Here is an 18,832-nt window from a genome sequence, read left to right on the forward strand (position 1 = left end):
CGGACTGCCGCGGGCCCTCGCGGGACGGTCAGCGCATCAGGGCTTGCGGGCGATGGCGCCGTAGACGCTGACCTGCGCGTCGGTGAGGTCCTCGGTGGTGGTGTCGGGGCGCCAGCGGTGGACGACCTGTACGCCCGGGTCGCTGAGCTCCAGGCCGTCGAAGAAGCGCTCGACCTCGGCGCGGTTGCGCAGGCGCATCGTGACGCCGCGGCGCCGATAGGTCTCCGCGGCCGGCTCGAACGTCGGGTCGTGGTCGCCGGTCGCGTTCGTCAGCGCGAGGTAGCTGCCGGACGGCAGTGCGTCGACGAGCCGGCGGACGATGCCGTAGGGGTCGTCCACGTCGTCGATGAAGTGGAAGATCGCGATGAGGGAGAGCGCGACGGGCTTCGTCAGGTCGAGGGTGTCGCGCAGCTCGGCGGAGGCCAGGATGCGCTCGGGATCGCGGATGTCGGCGTCGAGGTAGGCGGTGCGGCCCTGTGCCGTGCTGGCCAGCAGCGCCCGGGCGTGGGCGAGGACGATCGGGTCGTTGTCCGCATACACGACGCGGGTGTCCGGCGCGATGCCCTGGGCGACCTCGTGCAGGTTCGGCGAGGTGGGGATGCCGGTGCCGATGTCGAGAAACTGGCGGATGCCGACCTCGCCGACGAGGTGGCGCACGACCCGGACGAGGAACGCGCGGTTCTGCCGAGCGGCGTTGCGGGTGTTCGGGAACGCGGCGATGGCCTGCTCGGCGGTCTCCCGGTCGGCGGGGAAGTTCTCCTTCCCGCCGAGGTAGTAGTCGTACATCCGGGCCGGGTGCGGCACGCCGGTGTTCAGATCCGCCGGCCGGACCTCCGCCGCCACCGGCGTGAACCAGCGCGTCCCGGTCGTACCCGCCTCGGCCTCGCTCATCGCCACGGACCCCTTACGCCTCGGACCATTGCGCACCACCCTAAAGGGTGAGCAATCCTGCCGCCGCCGCAGTGCATCCTTGGCCGGCCGGAGGGCGAAGCCGGAGTTGTGCGGCCCGGGATCACCGGTCTCCCTCCCCCGCCGTGGCGGTGTCCAGCACGTCCTGCTCGATGACTGTTACGAGTTGCGGACAGTGACCACGAATTCCGGATGACGATCGATGGAGCACGTCCGGTCGCGATCGGCCAGTGTGGTGCTCCGTCCCCGCAGACACCAGTCTTCGACACTACGGAGGAACCGTGCCGACCGAGCCCGCCGTCATCACCGGAGCCGACCTGGGCGCCGCCGAGCAGGCCGTCCGCTACGAGCTGGCCACGTTGCACTTCGGTCTGGCCGAGGGCGGGCAGGCTGCCGCGGGGGTGTTGCCCTGGGTGGAGGGCGAGGGCGCGCGGGGTCGCCTGCTCGGCTGCTGGCAGACGGAGCACGGTCCGCTCGGCCGGCTGTTCGTCCTGCGGTCGTTCGACGACGACGGCGAGCTCGCGGCCGAGCGGACCCGGGCCCGACTGTCCGCCGCCCCGTTCGGCGCCGGGCCCGGGAGCGTCGTCACCGACCTCTCCCTGGCGAGCTTCGCGCCGTTCCCGTACGTTCCCCCGGTCCGCCCCGGCGAGTTCGGCCGGGTCTACGAGATCCGCGACTACCACCTGCGCCCCAGCGGCCTGGCGCCGACCATCGAGGCCTGGCGCGGGGCGCTGCCCGCCCGCCACGTCATCGACCCGCTGACCGTCGTCATGTACGCGCTCGACGGCCCGGCGCGCATCATCCACATCTGGCCGTTCGCCGGCCTGGACGAGCGGGTCGAGATCCGCCGCGATCTCGCCGCCCGCGGCATCTGGCCCCCGGCCGGGGCGCCGGAGCAGATCCTCGACGCCCAGTCGATCATGGCCTGGCCGACCGACTTCTCCCCCTTGCACTGACGCTCGGGTGCGGGCTCCTGGCTAGGCCGGGCGGCCCCAGCCGTCGTGGTAGGTGATGTCCTCGACCGGGGGCCAGGCGGCGGGCTGGAAGGTGTTGGTCGTCGTGTAGGCGACGGCCAACATCGAGACCTGGGTGACGTCGGCGGGGATGCCAAGAATGTCGGCGACTTCCCGCTCGCGGCCGATCAGGTGGTAGCCGACCATGGTGCTGCCGAGGCCGCGGGCGCGCAGGGCGAGCTGGAAACTCCAGATCGCCGGGTAGACCGAGCCGTAGAAGGCGGACAGCTCCCCGTTCTCGCCGCCGGGGCGGCCCTGCATGCACGGCACGACCAGCACCGGGATGCGATGCAGCGTGTCGAGCAGGTACTTCCCCGAGGCGAGCGTCCGGGCGTCGACCAGGTGCCCGTACTTCGCCTGGGACTCCCGGCCCACCTCGCGGACCGGCGCCGCGATCTTCTCCCGCAGGGCCTGGTCGCGGACCACGATCCAGCGCAGGTTCGAGCGCAGCATGCCGGCGGCCGGGGCCTGCTGGGCGATGCGCAGGCAGTCCGTCAGGACCTCGGGTTCCACCGGCCGGTCCAGATCGAGTTTGCGGCGGACCGAACGGGTGGTGGTGAGCAGGGTCTCGGCGTCCACGAAGTCCTCCACTGCAGCCGGTACTTATCTCGTAAGCTTATAATGTAAGTAATATAATATCACGCCCGCCGACCCCTTGTTCTGCCACCCGCTTTCCGGAGGCCATCCGTGCCGCGTCAGACCCTGAGCCGGCAGACGGTTCTCGACGCCGCGCTGCGGCTTGCCGACGAAGGCGGCCTGCCCGGTCTGACGATGCGCCGGCTCGCGGCCGAGCTCGGGGTGGAGGCGATGTCGCTGTACAACCACGTCGCGAACAAGCGCGACCTCCTGGACGGCATCGCGGCGCGCGTCTACGAGTCCATTGCGTTGCCCGATCCCGCGCTCGCCTGGGACGAGCGGCTGCGACTGCTGGGCAACGGCACGTTCGCGGCGTTCGCGGCCCATCCGGTCGTCGCCCGGGCGGTGGTCGCGGGCCAGGCCGACCCGCGATCGGTCCGCGCGCTGCGCGTCTTCGACGCGTTCTTCGGCGCGCTTCTCGACGCCGGGCTCGACGAGCCGACCGCCGTGCGCCGCTACCGGTCGCTGGCCGGGCAGCTGTTCGGCGCGGTCCTGGTTCAGACGGCAAGCCCGGCCGGAGCGCAGGCCGACCAGGCCGACCTGCTCGACGACTGGTCGCGCACGGCGGCGCGCAGCGAGCAGCTACCGCACCTGCGGGTCATCCTGCCCGTCATGGCTGCCGACGAATGCCGTCCTGACTTCGGCCCCGAGCTCGATCTCTTCATCGACGGCCTCCGCCCGGCCCGCCGAGCACCCCCCACCCCCGCGCGCTGACCTCCCCGCGCTCTGCGCCCACGCGCTCGGCCGCGCCTGCGCTCCGCCGCCGCTCCGCCGCCGCCGTTCCGCTCCGCCGCTTCGCCGCCGCGCTGACGGCGCCTGCCGTCGATCGATTTCCCTGGACGACCCTTAGCGTAAGGCTTACGCTAAGCGCCTCCACTTCCCGGACGACGATGGGACGACGCCATGGACGGATCGATGACCACGGGGGCCCCGGGCCGCCGGCTGCCCCGCGATCAGGCCGCGGAATGACGGGCCTGGTGCAGGGCGTGCGGCGCGCCACGGTTGCGCGAACCGTCGCCGAGCTCGCCGCGCTGCTGGGCAGCGAGGGCGGCACGCTCGCGCTCAGCGCGGTCGACGAGAGCGCCGGCACGGTGGCCCTGTCGTTCAGCCTCAACGACGCGGACTGTGGGGACAACTGCGCCCTGCCGCCCGACCAGTTACGGCGGGTGGTCGAGACTCGGCTGCGCCGCGCCCTGCCCGGCCTCACGGCGGTGCGCATCGACGACTCCCGCCAGCCGGTCTCCGCCGGCGCCGGCGGCCTTGCCGGTGCTGGCGGTGTCGCGCCCGCCGGCCCGGCGCCGTCATCGATCACCGTGCTGGATCCCACCGGCGGCGTCGTGCCCGGTGACGCCGACCCGGGGCCGGATCTCGGCTCGCTGCGGGGCCGGCGCATCGGGGTGCGGGTCGACGTCCTGTGGCAGGCCTGGGATCAGACCGTCGACGAGTGGATCGCCGAGCTGGAGCGGGCCGGCGCGGTCGTCACGACGTGGCGGCGTGCCCAGGGGCTCAAGGGCGCCGAGGGTGAGCGCAGGCAGGCGGAGTACGACGCCTTCGTCGGCGGCGTCGACGCCGTCATCTCCGGCCTGGCGAACTGCGGCTCGTGCACCTCGTGGAGCGTCAAGGACGGCCTGAACGCCCTCAACCGCGGGCTGCCCACGGTCGTCGCGGTCACCGAGCACTTCGTCGGCCTCGCGCGCACCCTCGCCGCCGACAACGGCCGGCCGGGCCTGCGCCTGGTCGAGCTGCCCTCGTCGCTGAACACCCTGCCCGAGGAGCAGGTGCGCGCGCACGCCCGCTCCTCGTTCCCGGCGCTGCTCGACGCCATCGGGGCGGTCGTCCGATGACCGCGACGACGACGGCCGCGACGACGACCGCGCCCCCGGCGTTGGCGAGCGTGGTCCACGAGGTGCCCGCCGACCAGGAGGCCTTCGACGCCCTCGCACGCGAGCGGGGCTGGAGCGACGGGCTGCCGCTGGTGCCGCCCACGCCCGAGCGGGTGGCGCGCTACCTCGCCGAGTGGGGGACCGCGCCGGACGAGGTGATCGGCGCGCTGCCGCCGTCGCTGGCCCCCGTCACCGCGGAGAAGCTCGCCGTCAACGCGGTGATGGCCGGCGCGCCGGCCGCCGCCCTGCCGCTGCTGCGCGCCGCGGTCGAGGCGGTCGCCGACCCCGGTTACGAGCTGCACGCCCTGAACGCCACGACCGGCTCGGTGACGACCGCCCTGATCGTCAACGGCGCGCAGCGGCATGCGCTGGGCATCCCGTTCGGCGCCGGTTGCCTCGGCGGAGCGGACGGGCGGGCGGCGTCGATCGGGCGTGCGTTGCAGTTGGTCATGCGCAACGTCGCCGGTCAGCGGGTCGGCGTCACCTCGCAGAGCACGTTCGGTCAGCCCGGCCGGGTCAACGGCATCGTCTTCGGGGAGTGGGAGGAACGCTCGCCGTGGGCGCCGCTCGCCGAGCGCCGCGGCGTGCCCGGCGACGCGGTGACGGCGTTCGGCACGATGGGGACGGCCAACATCTGCGAGGTGGTAGCCACCGACGCCGACGTGCTGCTGAAGTTCGTCGGGCGCGCGCTGGCCCATCCCGGGGCCAACGGCTACCTCGTCCAGCTCTCGTTCGCCGAGGTCGTCATCGCGCTCAACCCGGTCTGGGCCGCGCTCGTCGGCAGGGCCTACCCGGACGTCGACGACGTGCGCCGCATCCTGTGGGAGAACGCCTCCATCCCGCTGTCGGAGTTCCCCCGCCAGCATCAGCGCCAGTATGAGGACATCGGGTGGGTGGACGCGCGCGGCCGGGTCCCACTCACCCGCCGGCCCGAGGACGTCCTCGTGATGGTCGCGGGCGGTCTCGGCGGCCTGCACGGAGCCGCGCTGCACAGTTGGGGCACGACGATCACCCAGACCCGGCCCGTCCGCCCGTGACACCCGGCCCCGCCCGAGCTGGCCGCCGGACGCGGCGCGGCCGTCGGGCGGGGCCGTGACAGCAGGCCCATCGGGCGAGGCCGTGGCCGGTCGGGCTTCGGGTGGAGCCCTGGACAATGTCGTGCGTGCGTGAATCTGCCGAGGGCACCCAGCCGCCGACCGTCGGGCGACGCCGGCGGGCGCGCGGCTCGCTGAGCAGCGGCGAGATCGTCGCGGCCGCGCGGGACCTCGCCGCGCAGGACGGCCTCGCCCGGCTGAGCATGCCGGCGCTGGCCCGGCGGCTCGGTTGCGGCGTGATGAGCGTCTACCGGTACTTCGACACCAAGGACGACCTGCTCGCGGCCCTGGCCGACCAGGTGATGTCCGACCTGCACCGCCAGCTGCCCCCCGCCGGGGACGGTCCCTGGCGCGACGAGCTCATCACCTACTTCACCGCCTACCGGGACCTGATGGAGAGCTTCCCGGCGTACCGCGAGGTCGTGCTCTACGCCCCCACGTTCGTGATCCGCGCGGCCCTCACCCCCGCCCAGCTCCGCCGGCTCGACACCGGCATCGGGCTACTGCTGCGCGCCGGCCTGCCGCTGGCCGACGCCGCCGCGGTCTACAACGTCTGCTTCAACTACACCCGCTCCTTCGTCGCCTTCGAACACGCGGCGCGGGCCGCCGCCACCACCGCCACCGCCGCCACTGCCACCACCACCACTGCCACCACCACCACTGCCACCACCACCACTGCCACTACCGTGGCCGGCGGGGCCATCGAGGCCGGCGGGGTCGGTGCGGTGGCCGCGGCGCCGGCCTCCGGCAGGCGGCTTCCGGCCGACGAGTACCCCCAGCTCAGCCGGCTGGCCGACATCGACGGCGTGCTGGGAGTCGACGAGCGGGGTTTCCGGCTGGGCCTGGAGCTGCTCGCCACCGGGATCGCCGGCCGCTATGGCGTGGCCGAGAGGTGATCCAGACTCGCGGGCCCGTCACGGCTCGCGGTGGCGGGGCCGATGGCGGTGCGTTGTGCGCGATCTGGACCCGCGGACCGTGCACATCGCACCGCAGTCCTTCTCGCGTACCGCGTACCGCGTACCGCGTCCTGCGCGCTCGCCGAGGCGTCGGCGGAGTGCGCCACGGTGGCTAGGATGCTAGCCTTCCTCCTGTGGGGGACGAGGACGTCAAGCAGTTCAACGTGTACCTGCCGATCGGGCTGATCAAGCGGGTGAAGCATCGCGCCATCGAGTCGGAGCTGTCCCTGTCGGCCCTGGTCGCCGACGCGCTGCGGACCTACCTCGACGTCCGCGACGGCCTCGATGCCCGCGACGACCACGACCACCTCCGCGACGAGCGCGGGCAGGCGTCCGGGAAGGGGATCTGAGATGGCGACCGAGGGTGTCGAGGGCATGGTCGTGGAGACCCACAACTGGGGCCGGGCGGCCAGGTTCTTCCAGGCCCTCGGGTTCACCCTGGAGTTCGAGACCGACCACGGCTCGGGGCTGCTGCGCGCCGGCGACGGTCCCTACGTCTTCCTGCGCGAGGTTCCCGCCGGCGAGGTGCCCCGGATCCAGCCCGTGCTGACGGTGGCCGACGCGGATGCCCTCCGCCTCGACCCCGCCGTCGAGGTGGTCACGCCGTTCGAGGAGACCCACTACGGCACCCGGGAGATGACCGTCCGCGATCCCGACGGACGCACCTGGAGCCTCCAGGCCCCGACCGAGCCCACGCTGATGAGACTCGTCGACGAAGGCGACGGCGTGGTCGCCGCAGCCGCAGCCGACCTTCCGGTCCTGACCGCCGACCAGGTCCGGGAGACGCAGGAGTGAACCCGGCGGTGAACGTGGTCGACCTCATCGTGGTGGTGGCCGCCCGACCCCGACGAGCCTGGATCAGCGGGTCGCGGTGACCTACGAGGTCGTCGGGGTCAGCGTGGAGCAGCTCGAGGGCTGACGCCGGTCCGCCGGCGGGTTCGCGCCGCGTCGGGTCCTGCTCGGGAGCGATGCTCCTTGCTCCCGGACGAGGCGCCGAACTACGGTGCTGGTGGGAGCAAGTTGCCGGACAACGCCGTTGTCGATCACGATCGGGGTGGGCGGTCTTCGGCGCGCGGACGGGGCGGTTGCTGCCGTGGTCTCCTGGTCCCAGGCCGAGCCGCCCCCGGCGCCCGAGCAAGGGCTGTCCCAGCCCGAGAGGACGAGGCCGGCATGACGCAGCAGGCGGACTTAGCGAGGCCCGCGCCCCCCGAGATGGTGATCGACGCGTTGAGCGCGCCGTTCTGGGCCGCGGCGCGGGAGCGCAGGCTGGAGCTCCAGCGCTGCCAGGACTGCGGCCTGTTCATCCACCTCCCACGACCGGTCTGCCGGCGCTGCGGCTCCTTCCGCTTCGCGTACGAGCCGGTGTCCGGGCGGGGTTCGGTCTACAGCTTCACCGAGACGCGCCGGGTGTTCCATCCGTTCTTCGCCGACCGGGTGCCGTACCTGCTCGCGTCGATCGAGCTCGCCGAGCAGGCGGGTCTGCGGATGCTGTCCAACCTGGTGGGGATCGCCGAGCCCGACGTCCGGTTCGGGATGCCGGTCGAGGTCACCTTCGAGGACCTCTCCCCGGACCTGACGATCCCGGTGTTCGCGCCCGCGGGGAGCCTCGCGTGATGGCCGGGCGCCGGGTCGCGATCGTCGGCGTCGGCTACTCCGACGCCGGGCGTCGCACGGGGTTGAGCGAACGCCACCACGCCGCCCAGGCGGCCCGTGCGGCCCTCGCGGACGCCGGGCTCGAGTCGGCCGACATCGACGGCCTGACCACCTGGGGCGGCAACCCGATCGACTTCGCGCACATGCTCGGCTTCTCGCCGCTGCGCTGGCACCTCGACGTCGGCATCTCGCCGGCCTTCATCAGCCCGGCCATCCACGCCGCGCACGCGGTCGCCAGCGGCCAGGCCGACACGGTCGTGGCGATGCGGGTGATCCTGCAGCAGCCGAGCCGGGCCAATCTGTGGGCCGGCGGGACCGGGATGGCCTTCGACGCGCAGTTCCAGCACCCGTTCGGCGACCTGATGCCGGCGCAGTGGGCCGGGCTGCTGACCAACCGTTACCTGCACGAGTCCGACGCGACCGAGGAGGACTTCGCGAACTTCGCCGTCACCCAGCGCGCCTACGCCGCGAAGAATCCCGAGGCGCTGATCCGGGAGCCGTTGACGGTCGAGGACTACCTCGCCGCGCCCTACATCAGCAAGCCGCTGCGGCTGCTCGACTGCGACTACCCCTGCGACTCGGGCGCGGCCGTCATCTTCACCACCGAGGAGCGCGCCCGCGACCTGCGGCAGAAGCCGGTGTTCGTCGAGGCGACCGCGCTCTCGGCCACCCACGACATGACCTTCGAGCTGCTGCCCGACATGGTCCGGACGTCCCCGGTGCACTGCCTGCGGGAGCTGTGGTCCCACACCGACCTGACCGCCGCCGACCTCGACTGCGCCCAGCTCTACGACGGCTTCAGCGTCATCACCCTGCAGTGGTTGGAGGCGCTCGGGGTCTGCGAGCCGGGGCAGGCCGGTCCGTTCGTCAGTAGCGGCGGGACCAGCCTCACCGGCGCGCTGCCCACGAACACCGACGGCGGCGCGTGCAACGTGGGCCGCCGCCACGGCGCGAACTTCTGCATCGAGGCGACCCGGCAACTGCGCGGCGGCCAGTCGGGTGAACGCCAGGTCGCCGACGCCGAGGTCGCGCTCTGGGCCAACGCGGTCGGCCCCTTCACCGGCGCGATGCTGCTCACCGGCGCGTAACCGGCTTCCCGGGGCGTAACCGGCTCCGGGGCGTAACCGGCTCCGGGGCGTAACCGGCTCCGTGGCATGAGCGGCTCCGTGGCGAACCGGCTCACCGGCGGGCAGGCGCGGCAGGGTCCGCCGGCCCGTGCGCACCCGGCCCGCGGGCACCCGTCACGGGCACCCGGCCCGCGGGCACCCGTCGCGGGCGCTAGCGACTGTCCTGGCGCTCGCGACGGATGGCGACCCGGCGACCCTTGATGGTGCTTCCGCGCAACGACGCGATCACCTCGTCGGCCGCGCCGTCGGGCACCTCGACGAGCGAGAACCGCTGCGCGATCTCGATGGCGCCGATGTCGCGGCCCGACAACCGGGTCTCCCCGGTGATCGCGCCGACGAGGTCCTGCGGCCGGACGCCGGCGCCGCGGCCCGCACCGACGAACAACCGGGCCATGCCCCCGCTCGCCGGTCGGGGTCGCCGCTCCCGGCGGCCGGCGCCGTCGCGTCCCGTCCGTTCGCCGCGCGCGTCGGTCGCCGGCGGCAGGTCGGGGATGTCGTCGGCGTCGTTCGGCACGAAGCTGGCGTCGTGGGCGAGCTTCACGGCCGCGAGCGCGATCTCCATGGGGTCGAACTCGTCGGTGAGCGTCTCAACGACGACGCGGAACCGCTCCAGATCGTCCTCGAGCAGGCTCTCCTGCAACGCGGCACGGGTCAGTTCCAGCCGCCGGGCGTGCAGATCGGCGACGGTGGGCACCTTCTCGACGGCGATCCGCTGCCGGGTGACCCGCTCGATCGTCTTGAGCATCCGGTGCTCGCGCGGCTCCGCCAGGGTGATGGCCACCCCCTCGCGGCCGGCCCGCCCGACCCGGCCGATCCGGTGGACGTAGGAGTCCGGCGCCGACGGGACGCTGTAGTTCACCACGTGGGTGAGCTGCTCGAAGTCCAGGCCGCGGGCGGCGACGTCGGTCGCGACGAGCAGGTCGGCCGTCGCTGTGCGCAGCCGCTCCATCACCCGTTCCCGCTGCTCCTGGCTCATCCCGCCGTGCAGGGACTCCGCCCGGTAGCCACGCCCGTTGAGCGAGTCGGCGAGCTGGTCGACCTCCTCTCGGGTGCGACAGAACACGATCGCCGACCGGGGCGACTCGACGTCGAGGATGCGGCCGAGCGCCGCCGTCTTGTAGGCCCGCGGGACCACGTAGGAGACCTGCCGGACCAGCGGCGCCGCGCCCGGCTCCGGCGCCGCGCGGCCGATCTGGATGCGGACCGGATCGCGCAGGTGGCGCCGGGCGATCTGGTCCATCCGCGGCGGTAACGTCGCCGAGAACAGCACGGTCTGGCGCTTCTGCGGTGCCTGCTCGAGGATCGCGTCGATGTCCTCGGCGAAGCCCATGTCGAGCATCTCGTCGGCCTCGTCGAGGACGACGGTGTGCAGGCCGTCGAGCCGCAGCGTCCCGCGACCCATGTGATCGAGCGCGCGGCCGGGCGTGGCGACCACGACGTCGACGCCCTGCACCAGCGCGCGCACCTGCCGGCCGATCGGAGCCCCGCCGTACACCGGCAGGACCCGGGCGCCGAGGTCGCGACCGTACCGGTGGATCGCCTCGGACACCTGGACGGCGAGTTCCCGGGTCGGGACGAGCACCAGGGCCTGCGGGCCATGGTCGCCGGTGCGGTCATCGGTCAGGCGGTGCAGCAGGGGGAGGGCGAACGCCGCGGTCTTTCCGGTGCCGGTCGCCGCCTGTCCGAGCAGGTCGCGGCCCGCGACCAGGGGCGGAACGGCCTCCCGCTGGATCGGCGTCGGCTCCTCGTACCCGAGGGCGGCGAGGCTGCGCAGCAGTTCGGGCCGCAGCGCCAGCTCGGCGAAGCCGGCCACGTCCTCGGCCGGGTCGATGTCTCCGGCCGGGGCCATGTCTCCGGCCGGCTCGACGTCTCCGGCCGGCTCGACGTCTCCTGCCGGGTTGCCCCGTGCCGGGCCGACCTCCCTGGCCTGGGCCTCGTCCCCCGCCGGGTCCGGTTCCGGATCGGTGGTCGAGCTCATACGCATCCCCCAGTCGCGACTTCTGTGATCCGGGCATCCGCGCTGGTGCCGGCAGGTCTGCTCCGAAGGTAGTCGCTTGCCCCGCGCGGATGCGGCGGGCCGTGCGGGGGGACTCCCGGCAGCGACCTCGCCGCCCGGCGTCCGCCGCCTCCGGCCCGCCGCCGGAGCGGGCCACACTACGGCAAGAATCCGGACGGAAACGGTCTGCTGTGGACCTGACGGTCAGGTCGGAGTGGGTGAACGGTGGACGATCGTGGCCTGGGAACTGCTCGACCCGGGGTCGTGCTCGCCCATCACCGGCACCCCGACCCGGCGCAGCCCGCTCCCGACGACACGCACGTCCACACCTACGGCGGACTCGCCCGCAAGCGTCAGCCCGGGGCCGGGACGCGCGGCGGGGTTCCGCGGTGCTCTTCTGCGGCAGACACCGCGCTGGTGTATGACTCAGTTAGCTATCACCGTCGCGGATGAAGATTGTCTTTGGTTCCCCGTGGCGTCGGCGCGGGCCCGCGGCGGGCGGCACCCGGAACGGCTGGGAGGTCGGACGTGGAACGAACCCTCTACGAGGATGATCACGAGCTGTTCCGGGAGTCGGTGCGGACGTTCGTCGAGCGGTTCGTCAGTCCCGGCTACAGTCAGTTCATCGCGGATCGGGTCATCGCCCGGGAGGTGTGGCACGAGGCGGGCCGTGCGGGCTTCCTCGGCCTCGGTGTCGACGAGGAGCACGGCGGCAGCGGCATCCACGACTACCGCTTCAACGCCGTCTGGGTCGAGGAGCTGTCGAAGGTCAGCGCCGGGGTCGCGTCGTCCTTCAGCGTCCACACCGACATCGTCGCGCCGTATGTGGCGGGCCTGACCACGCAGGATCAGCAGAAGCGCTGGCTGCCCGCCTTCTGCTCCGGCGAGATGGTCGCCGCGATCGGGATGACGGAGCCGGCGGCCGGTTCCGATCTGGCCGCGTTGCGGACGACCGCGGTCCCGGACGGCTCGGACTGGATCATCAACGGGTCCAAGACCTTCATCACCAACGGCTACTCGGCCGATTTCGTGGTGCTGGCGGCGCGGACCGATCCCGGGGCGAAGGCCGCCCGCGGCATCACCCTGTTCGGGGTCACGGCGGACACCCCGGGATTCTCCCGGGGTCGTAAGCTGCACAAGGTCGGCCAGCCGGAATCCGACACGGCGGAGCTCTTCTTCACCGATATGCGGGTGCCGGCGGACGCGGTGATCGGTGAGGTCGACCGGGGATTCCCGCGCATGATGGAGCGGCTGCCGCAGGAACGCATCAGCGTCGCCGTCTCCAGCATCGCCCACGCCACTCAGATCCTCGGCGAAACACTTGCCTACGTCGCCGAGCGCAAGGCGTTCGGCGCCGCCATCGGCAGCTTTCAGCACAACAAGTTCCTGCTGGCGGAGCTCGTCACGAAGATCGATGTCACCCAGGCGTTCGTAGATTCGTGCGTAGCGGCCCACAGTCGCGGAAATCTTTCCGCCGTCGACGCGGCGAAGGCGAAATGGTGGTCCTCCGAAGTCCAGAATGCCGTCCTGGATGCCTGCGTGCAGCTCCACGGCGGCTACGGTTACATGACCGAGTACCGAGCCGCGCAGGCCTGGATGGACGGTCGGGTCACGAAGATCTGGGCGGGCACCAACGAGATCATGAAAGAGATCATCGGACGCAGCCTCGGCTTCTGAGCCCCGCGGCGACCCCTCCCGCTCGTCTCCCCCGAGCTGGGAGGAGCGTCGCAGGCACGTACGCGGCCAACCGTGCCCGGATCGTCAGGCGTTCCGGTACACCAGGTAGACGTACTTGCCGCCGGCGCCCTTGTTCAGGTCGACGTCGATGCGTCGCCAGGGCGCCTGCGGCTGGATCCCGCTGTTGTCGCCGAGAATGACGTCCAGATCGTCGATCGGGCTACCCAGGTGGGCTTCGCGCGTGAAGGCGGCGTAGATGTAGGCGCCGCCCGCGCCCTTGTTCAGGTCGACATCGATCCGGTGGTAGCTCGGCGGCGCCGACTCGTCCTTGCTCAGCAAAAAGATGATGTTTGTGATGGGCGCGCCGGAACCTTTTTCGTAGGCGAAATACAGATAGGCGCCCCCCGCGCCGGCGTTGAGATCCTTACCGATCTTGATCCAGCCGTCCGGTGTCGGCTCGTCGTCGACGAGTACGGTCAGGTTCGTGACTCCACTCATGTGAACATCCCCCATGCTGGTCGGCACACCCGATATCGGCATCCTGGCACGGAGAATCCGGCCTCGTCCACGGAAAAGGGAGATTATCGGGGCTTGTTGGCAGCAGTCCGGCCTCGGTATTTCGCGGCCGGGCAACAAAGCCGTCACACGGGGCCGTGGAGGTGGCCCGGCTTGGGCCCGCTCGGCTAGAAGAGGGTCGCGGGCTCGGTCGGTCTCGGCCGCGGCAGGGCCGCCAGCGCGGGCACGCGTGCCCGTACCTCGTCGTGGAAGCGGCGGGCGAGTTCCGGGGCGTCGGCGTTGTCGGGGGTGTGGAGGAAGACGGTGGGGGAGCGGCCCTCGCGCAGCCAGTCGACGACGACGTCGATCCAGCCTTGCCACCCCTCGATCGTCCGCGCGGAATCGTCGCGGCCGAGGTAGCGGACGATCGGCCGGTCGGTCAGCGCGACCGACCGCAGCGGCACGCGTGGCTTCTTCGCCCAGGCGTCCCGTTCGGCGTCGCTGGTCGGCGCGCTGCGGAAGAGGGCCGTGGTGTCGAAGGGAATCCATTCGGCGGCCGCGACGGCCAGGGCCGCCTCCAGCGTGCGCGCCGCCCGGTGGTCGTCGAAGAACGCCCGGTGGCGCACCTCGACGGCGTACCGGTGGGACCGGGGAAGCCGGCCGAGGAAGCGGGCGAGCGCGGGGACGTCGGTGGGCGCGAACGAACCCGGCAGCTGGATCCAGACCGCGTGGGCCCGCGGGCCGAGCGGCTCGATCGCCGCCAGGAAGGCGCCCAGGGCCTCGTCGACGTCGGTGAGCCGGCGTTCGTGGGTGATGACCTTCGGCAGCTTGAGCACGAAGCGGAAGTCCGCATCGGTCTGCTGCGCCCACGAGGCCACGGTGTCCCGGGTCGGCGTCGCGTAGAAGGTGGTGTTCCCCTCGACCGCGTTGCACCAGCCGGCATAGTGCCGCAGGCGTTCGTGCGGCGGCAGCGGATGCGCGAGGAAACGCCCCTGCCAGGACTTGTGCGTCCACATCGCGCATCCCACGTGCAACCGCACGACTCCGCTCCCTCTGTGCATCGACCTGTCAATCAACCTGTGCGTCAACACCCGACGTCGACGTTAGCCGGGCGGGTGGTCGAACCCGAAACTCGTCGCCGACCGGTCGACACGCGGATGTTCGACGAGCGCCACCGACCCGTAACAGCGGTGGCGGACAGTCGGAGGGCCCCACGGACGGAAGGAGAGTGCCGGATGGTGCAGGACCGCCAGGTCGACGTGCGCCGCGACGTCCACCGGCACGCCTGGACCCGTGGGCGGGTCGCGCACGACGCCTGACGACGACGACGTCCACACCCGGGCCTCCGGCGCCCCGCCCCACCCCGGCCGGCGCCGGCACGTGCGACGCCCGACTCCCGACGCCCGACGTCAGCCCACCGATTCCTCGCCCGCGCGCCCGCAGACGCGCGGTCCCATCCTGCCGAGGCTTCCCATGGTCGACACCCGTGCCGCGCGCGCGACGGTTCCGCCCGACTGCTCCTTCGACCCGGACGACTGGGCGATCCTGGCCCGCCACTGGTATCCGGTCGCGCTGTCGCGTGAGGTCCGCGACCAACCGGTCGCTGCCCGGCTGCTCGACGAGCGGCTCGTCGTCTACCGCGCCGGCGGCGAGGTGGTCGTCGCCCGCGACCTCTGCCCCCACCGCGGGGTCCCGCTGACCATGGGCACGGGGGACGGCGAGACCGTCGCCTGCGCCTACCACGGACTGCGGTTCGGCGCGGCGGGAGCCTGCGTGGCGATACCCGCGCATCCGACGGTGAAGATCCCCGCCCGGATGGCCCTGACCGCCTATCCTGTCACGGAACGCTACGGGCTGGTCTGGACCTGTCTACGCCCCGACCTCGACGCCGGCTTCGCCGCCGGTTCCAGCTCCGGCTCCGGCTCCCCTGGCCCCAGCTCCGGCTCCGACCGGCCGCCCGTGCCGCCGATCCCACGGATGCCGCACTGGGACGACCCCGGCTTCCAACGAGTGACCTGCCCCGGGTTCGACGTCGCCGCGTTCGCCGGCCGCCAGGTGGAGGGCTTCCTCGACGTCGCGCACTTCGCCTTCGTCCACACCGCCACCTTCGCCGACCCGGACAACGCCGAGGTCCCCGACTACACGCCCGCCCCGACCCCCCACGGCTTCTCGGCCGACTACTGGAGCACCGTCGGCAACTACCCCCACGGCGCCCGACGCGGCGAGCCCGACTTCCGCTGGCTGCGGCGCTTCGACGCCCACCTGCCGTTCACCGCCACCCTCGTCGTGCACTTCCCCGACGGCGGCCGTCTGGCGATCATGAATGCGGCGTCGCCGGTCTCGGCCCGCCAGACCCGGATGTTCGCGCCCATCGCGAAGAACTTCGACACCGCCCAGCCGGACCAGGAAATCTACGAGTTCAACCTGCGGATCTTCGAGGAGGACCGGGTCATCGTCGAGGCCCAGCGCCCCGAGAACCTCCCGCTCGACCCCCGCCTCGAGGTCAACATCCCCGCCGATCGCAGCTCGGTCGCCTACCGGCGCGGCCTGCGGGCGATGGGCCTGAGCCACTTCTTCACCGCCTGACTCCGATGCACCGCCTGACTCCGAGAAGGGCCCACCCGCCATGGACCTCAGCCCCACCGACCCGTCGCCGGCCGTCGCCGTCCGCCCCGTCGCCGCCCTCGGCGTCAGCCTGCCCGCCTGGGTGGACGACGAGGTCCACACCGCCGGCACCGTGCTCCCCGACGTCGAGCAGCGGATGGACCTCGTGCATCGGCTCGCGGCACGCAACCATCGGGAGGGCTGCGGCGGCCCGTTCGCCGCCGTCGTCGCCAACCCCGACACCGGTCAGATCCACGCCGCCGGCGTCAACCTCGTCCTGGCCACCGGGCTGAGCGCGATGCACGCCGAGGTCGTCGCCCTCTCCTTCGCCCAGGCCCGGCTCGGCCGCTGGGACCTCAGCGCCGTCGGCTCCCCGGTCGAGCTCGTCGTCAACTGGCGTCCCTGCGTCATGTGCTATGGCGCCGTCATGTGGTCCGGCGTCCAGTTTCTGACCATCGCCGGCGAGGGCGACGAGGTCGAACAGCTCACCGGCTTCGACGAGGGACCGATGCGCGACGACTGGCAGGAGCAGTTCGCCCGGCGCGGCATCACGGTGCGCACCGACGTCCTGCGCGAACAGGCCCTGACGGTGTTCGCCGACTACGGCAGCCGGGACGACGTCGTCGTCTACAACGCCCGCCGCGGCGCCCCCACGACGACCTGACTCCTCAGGCCCCCGACCACACCGTCTCCCACCGGCGGGCCTGCTCCCCGGCTCAGCCCGACGCGTCGACCTGGTCGAGCCACGCGTGGAACACCAGGCGGGCACGCGAGGCCAGCCGCGCACCGTGGCGGGCGGCGTCGGCCCGGATCGCACCCGGGTCACCCGGGTCGCCCGGGTCACCCAGGTCTCCCGCGTCTCCGGGGTCACCGACGTCGAGGTACCGCACGCGGTAGCCGCGTTCGGACAGCAGGGGTCCGAGGAGGCCGAGATCCTCGAACGGGACGTGCCGAACGGCGACCGCGGTGCGAGGCATGACCACAGCTACCGCATACCACCCTGGCCGGCACCAGACCAGCGCAGCCTCGGCCGGCGGCCCCAGCACCGAGCAGCCCACCGGCCAGGGCGTCGGGCACCGGAGGGGGAGAAACCGCTGCGGCTGTTCGGACCGCCGGGTCGGTCATGACGCCGGGCTTGCAGGTAGATCTGCGCTCTCTAGGCGCGGTCGTCGTCGGCGTCGGGGAAGTACAGGTAGAGGTCCATGGCCCGCATCATCGTGCGCAGGACGCTGCGAAGCTGGCGCTGCTGCTCGGGGTCGAGGAAGGCCAGGGTGCGGTCCTCGGCCCTGCCGACCGCGGCCTGGGCACGAGCGAGCAGGTCGGTGCCCTCCGGCGTGATCCGGACCTGGAGGATCCGCCCGTGGGTGGGGTGCGGCTCGCGGTCGACGAGGCCTCGCACGAGCAGCCCGGCGATCGCCGTCGACATCGACTGCGCGGTGACCCCGTTGCGCTGACCCAGGGTGGCTCCGGACAGTGCCCCGGGGTCCACGAGGCCGAGCTGAGCGAGTGCGCCGAGCTGGGTGTGGGTCAGCGAGAACTCCCGCAGCGCACGGTCGACCTGCTGGGCGAGCGCTGTGCTGACGCGCCGCATCAGGTACGGCAACCGCTCCTCGAAGTTCTCCGCCACCGTGCTCCTGCTCCGCTGCCTCCGCCGTGCCCACGCCCGCCCGCGTGCGTTCCCCGGCCACGCTAGCGGCGTGAACTAATATCAGTAACATGATAAGTTGACTGATATTGGCACGATCCGGCTCGAGAGGAGTGGTCATGAGCGCAGCACGCACCGTCGTGGTCACCGGCGCCTCCGGCGGCATCGGTTCCGAGATAGTCAACCGTTTTCTGGCCCACGGCGACACTGTCGTCGCCGCCGACGTCTCGCAGGAGGCACTCGACACCTGGCGCGCCCGGTGGGACTCCGGCGCGCCCGGCGGGCGGCACCCGTCGCTGCACGCCGTCGCCACGGACATCGCCAGCGAGGAGAGCGTCGCCGCGCTGGTCCAGGTCGTGCAGCAGAGCCTCGGCACGGTCGACGTTCTGATCAACAATGCCGGCCGGTTTCCGCAGACCGCCTTCGAGGAGATGAGCACAGACGAGTGGCGTCAGGTCATCGACGTCAACCTCACCGGCACCTTTCTCATGATCCGGGCCTTCGTCCCGCTCCTGAAAGCGAGCGGCCGCGGTCGCGTCGTGAACATCGGGTCCGGCTCGGTCTTCAGCGGCACCCCCATGCAGTCCCACTACGTGGCCTCCAAGGGTGGCGTCCTGGGTCTGACCCGTGTCCTGGCCCGCGAACTCGGCGGATACGGCATCACGGTCAATGTGATCACCCCGGGGCTTACCGTCACCCCAGCGGCTGCCGCGGTGCTTCCCGAGGCCCTGCTGGCGGAGCAACGCGATGCGCGTGCGCTCCACCGCGACGAAACTCCCGAGGACCTGGTCGGACCGATCTTCTTCCTTGCCTCGGACGACGCCGCCTTCGTCACCGGCCAGACGCTCAACGTCGACGGCGGCCGCCACCTGCTGTGACCGCCGCCGGAATCAGTCCCCCACGTTGAGGCTCGACATGTGCGCGGACGGATACCGATCGCCGCGCCCCGCCCGCAGGCAAGGAGCACCGGGCTCGTCAGCTTGTCGCCGACCTGCGCGCGGTCGTGGGCCGACGGTCCGGCCCACGGTCGCGGGACTCGTCGAGCGGACCAGGGGCAGCGGCTGCTGGTGCTCACCCCGGCGAACACCGAGGCCCGCGAGCGGTTGGAGCTGCTGCGAGTGCTCGGCCTCGAGGCTTTTCCAAG

Annotated in this window: 20 protein-coding genes; 13 read left to right on the top strand and 7 right to left on the bottom strand. The window is 72.2% G+C overall.

Annotated elements, in window-relative coordinates:
- Positions 1-36: 36 nt before the first annotated feature.
- Positions 37-891: an SAM-dependent methyltransferase gene (locus FRAAL_RS01785; protein WP_041938679.1), complete on the bottom strand. Its 855-nt coding sequence runs from the start codon at positions 889-891 to the stop codon at positions 37-39.
- 299 nt (positions 892-1,190) lie between these two features.
- On the opposite strand from FRAAL_RS01785, the gene FRAAL_RS01790 reads away from it, so the two are divergent.
- A complete protein-coding gene (locus FRAAL_RS01790) occupies positions 1,191-1,865 on the top strand; it encodes an NIPSNAP family protein (RefSeq protein ID WP_011601656.1) in 675 nt (224 codons plus the stop codon).
- Positions 1,866-1,886: 21 nt separating this feature from the next.
- Here the strand turns inward: FRAAL_RS01790 and FRAAL_RS01795 are convergent, their stop codons facing one another.
- On the bottom strand, positions 1,887-2,501 hold the full coding sequence (locus tag FRAAL_RS01795) for a nitroreductase family protein (protein WP_041940067.1): 615 nt from the start codon (positions 2,499-2,501) through the stop codon (positions 1,887-1,889).
- A gap of 108 nt (positions 2,502-2,609) precedes the next feature.
- Between FRAAL_RS01795 and FRAAL_RS01800 the strand changes: the two genes are divergently transcribed.
- From FRAAL_RS01800 to FRAAL_RS01835, 8 genes are all read left to right on the top strand, one after another.
- A complete protein-coding gene (locus FRAAL_RS01800; protein ID WP_011601658.1) occupies positions 2,610-3,272 on the top strand; it encodes a TetR family transcriptional regulator in 663 nt (220 codons plus the stop codon).
- A 251-nt stretch (positions 3,273-3,523) separates the two neighbouring features.
- Positions 3,524-4,402, top strand: a complete 879-nt coding sequence (locus tag FRAAL_RS31145; RefSeq protein ID WP_050996978.1) for a UGSC family (seleno)protein — start codon at positions 3,524-3,526, stop codon at positions 4,400-4,402.
- On the top strand, positions 4,399-5,478 hold the full coding sequence (locus FRAAL_RS01810) for a hypothetical protein (RefSeq protein WP_063822589.1): 1,080 nt from the start codon (positions 4,399-4,401) through the stop codon (positions 5,476-5,478). Before FRAAL_RS31145 ends, FRAAL_RS01810 begins: the two co-directional genes overlap by 4 nt.
- A 116-nt stretch (positions 5,479-5,594) precedes the next feature.
- Complete coding sequence (locus FRAAL_RS01815) at positions 5,595-6,431, top strand: TetR/AcrR family transcriptional regulator (protein WP_041938680.1); 837 nt, start codon at positions 5,595-5,597, stop codon at positions 6,429-6,431.
- 194 nt (positions 6,432-6,625) lie between these two features.
- On the top strand, positions 6,626-6,841 hold the full coding sequence (locus tag FRAAL_RS01820) for a ribbon-helix-helix domain-containing protein (protein ID WP_011601662.1): 216 nt from the start codon (positions 6,626-6,628) through the stop codon (positions 6,839-6,841).
- A gap of 1 nt (position 6,842) precedes the next feature.
- Complete coding sequence (locus tag FRAAL_RS01825) at positions 6,843-7,286, top strand: VOC family protein (RefSeq protein ID WP_041938681.1); 444 nt, start codon at positions 6,843-6,845, stop codon at positions 7,284-7,286.
- Positions 7,287-7,661: 375 nt separating this feature from the next.
- Complete coding sequence (locus FRAAL_RS01830; RefSeq protein ID WP_041938682.1) at positions 7,662-8,105, top strand: Zn-ribbon domain-containing OB-fold protein; 444 nt, start codon at positions 7,662-7,664, stop codon at positions 8,103-8,105.
- On the top strand, positions 8,105-9,232 hold the full coding sequence (locus tag FRAAL_RS01835) for a thiolase family protein (RefSeq protein WP_011601665.1): 1,128 nt from the start codon (positions 8,105-8,107) through the stop codon (positions 9,230-9,232). Before FRAAL_RS01830 ends, FRAAL_RS01835 begins: the two co-directional genes overlap by 1 nt.
- A 190-nt stretch (positions 9,233-9,422) precedes the next feature.
- On the opposite strand, the gene FRAAL_RS01840 is transcribed toward FRAAL_RS01835, so the two are convergent.
- On the bottom strand, positions 9,423-11,249 hold the full coding sequence (locus FRAAL_RS01840; RefSeq protein WP_011601666.1) for a DEAD/DEAH box helicase: 1,827 nt from the start codon (positions 11,247-11,249) through the stop codon (positions 9,423-9,425).
- 546 nt (positions 11,250-11,795) lie between these two features.
- Between FRAAL_RS01840 and FRAAL_RS01845 the strand changes: the two genes are divergently transcribed.
- Positions 11,796-12,944: an acyl-CoA dehydrogenase family protein gene (locus FRAAL_RS01845; RefSeq protein ID WP_041938683.1), complete on the top strand. Its 1,149-nt coding sequence runs from the start codon at positions 11,796-11,798 to the stop codon at positions 12,942-12,944.
- Between the two features lie 84 nt (positions 12,945-13,028).
- Here the strand turns inward: FRAAL_RS01845 and FRAAL_RS01850 are convergent, their stop codons facing one another.
- Both FRAAL_RS01850 and FRAAL_RS01855 read right to left on the bottom strand, forming a co-directional pair.
- Positions 13,029-13,442 (bottom strand): hypothetical protein, encoded by a 414-nt coding sequence (locus FRAAL_RS01850; RefSeq protein ID WP_011601669.1) that lies wholly within the window; start codon positions 13,440-13,442, stop codon positions 13,029-13,031.
- 185 nt (positions 13,443-13,627) lie between these two features.
- A complete protein-coding gene (locus FRAAL_RS01855; protein WP_041938684.1) occupies positions 13,628-14,479 on the bottom strand; it encodes a DUF72 domain-containing protein in 852 nt (283 codons plus the stop codon).
- Positions 14,480-14,912: 433 nt separating this feature from the next.
- Here FRAAL_RS01855 and FRAAL_RS01865 point away from each other — a divergent pair, with 433 nt between their 5' ends.
- Entirely contained in the window at positions 14,913-16,025 is a 1,113-nt protein-coding gene (locus FRAAL_RS01865; protein ID WP_011601672.1) for a Rieske 2Fe-2S domain-containing protein, read from the top strand.
- Between the two features lie 40 nt (positions 16,026-16,065).
- Positions 16,066-16,707 carry a tRNA-specific adenosine deaminase gene (locus FRAAL_RS01870; RefSeq protein WP_011601673.1) on the top strand — a complete coding sequence of 214 codons (642 nt, stop codon included), beginning with the start codon at positions 16,066-16,068 and terminating at the stop codon, positions 16,705-16,707.
- Between the two features lie 52 nt (positions 16,708-16,759).
- Here the strand turns inward: FRAAL_RS01870 and FRAAL_RS34110 are convergent, their stop codons facing one another.
- The gene (locus FRAAL_RS34110) at positions 16,760-17,020 is read right to left on the bottom strand and encodes a hypothetical protein (RefSeq protein ID WP_197537237.1); all 261 of its coding nucleotides are present in this window, start codon (positions 17,018-17,020) and stop codon (positions 16,760-16,762) included.
- A gap of 179 nt (positions 17,021-17,199) precedes the next feature.
- The gene (locus FRAAL_RS01880) at positions 17,200-17,670 is read right to left on the bottom strand and encodes a MarR family winged helix-turn-helix transcriptional regulator (RefSeq protein WP_050996979.1); all 471 of its coding nucleotides are present in this window, start codon (positions 17,668-17,670) and stop codon (positions 17,200-17,202) included.
- Between the two features lie 137 nt (positions 17,671-17,807).
- On the opposite strand from FRAAL_RS01880, the gene FRAAL_RS01885 reads away from it, so the two are divergent.
- Entirely contained in the window at positions 17,808-18,566 is a 759-nt protein-coding gene (locus FRAAL_RS01885; RefSeq protein WP_041938687.1) for an SDR family NAD(P)-dependent oxidoreductase, read from the top strand.
- Positions 18,567-18,832: the final 266 nt, after the last annotated feature.

The sequence above is a fragment of the Frankia alni ACN14a genome, assembly GCF_000058485.1.
Classification (GTDB): domain Bacteria; phylum Actinomycetota; class Actinomycetes; order Frankiales; family Frankiaceae; genus Frankia; species Frankia alni.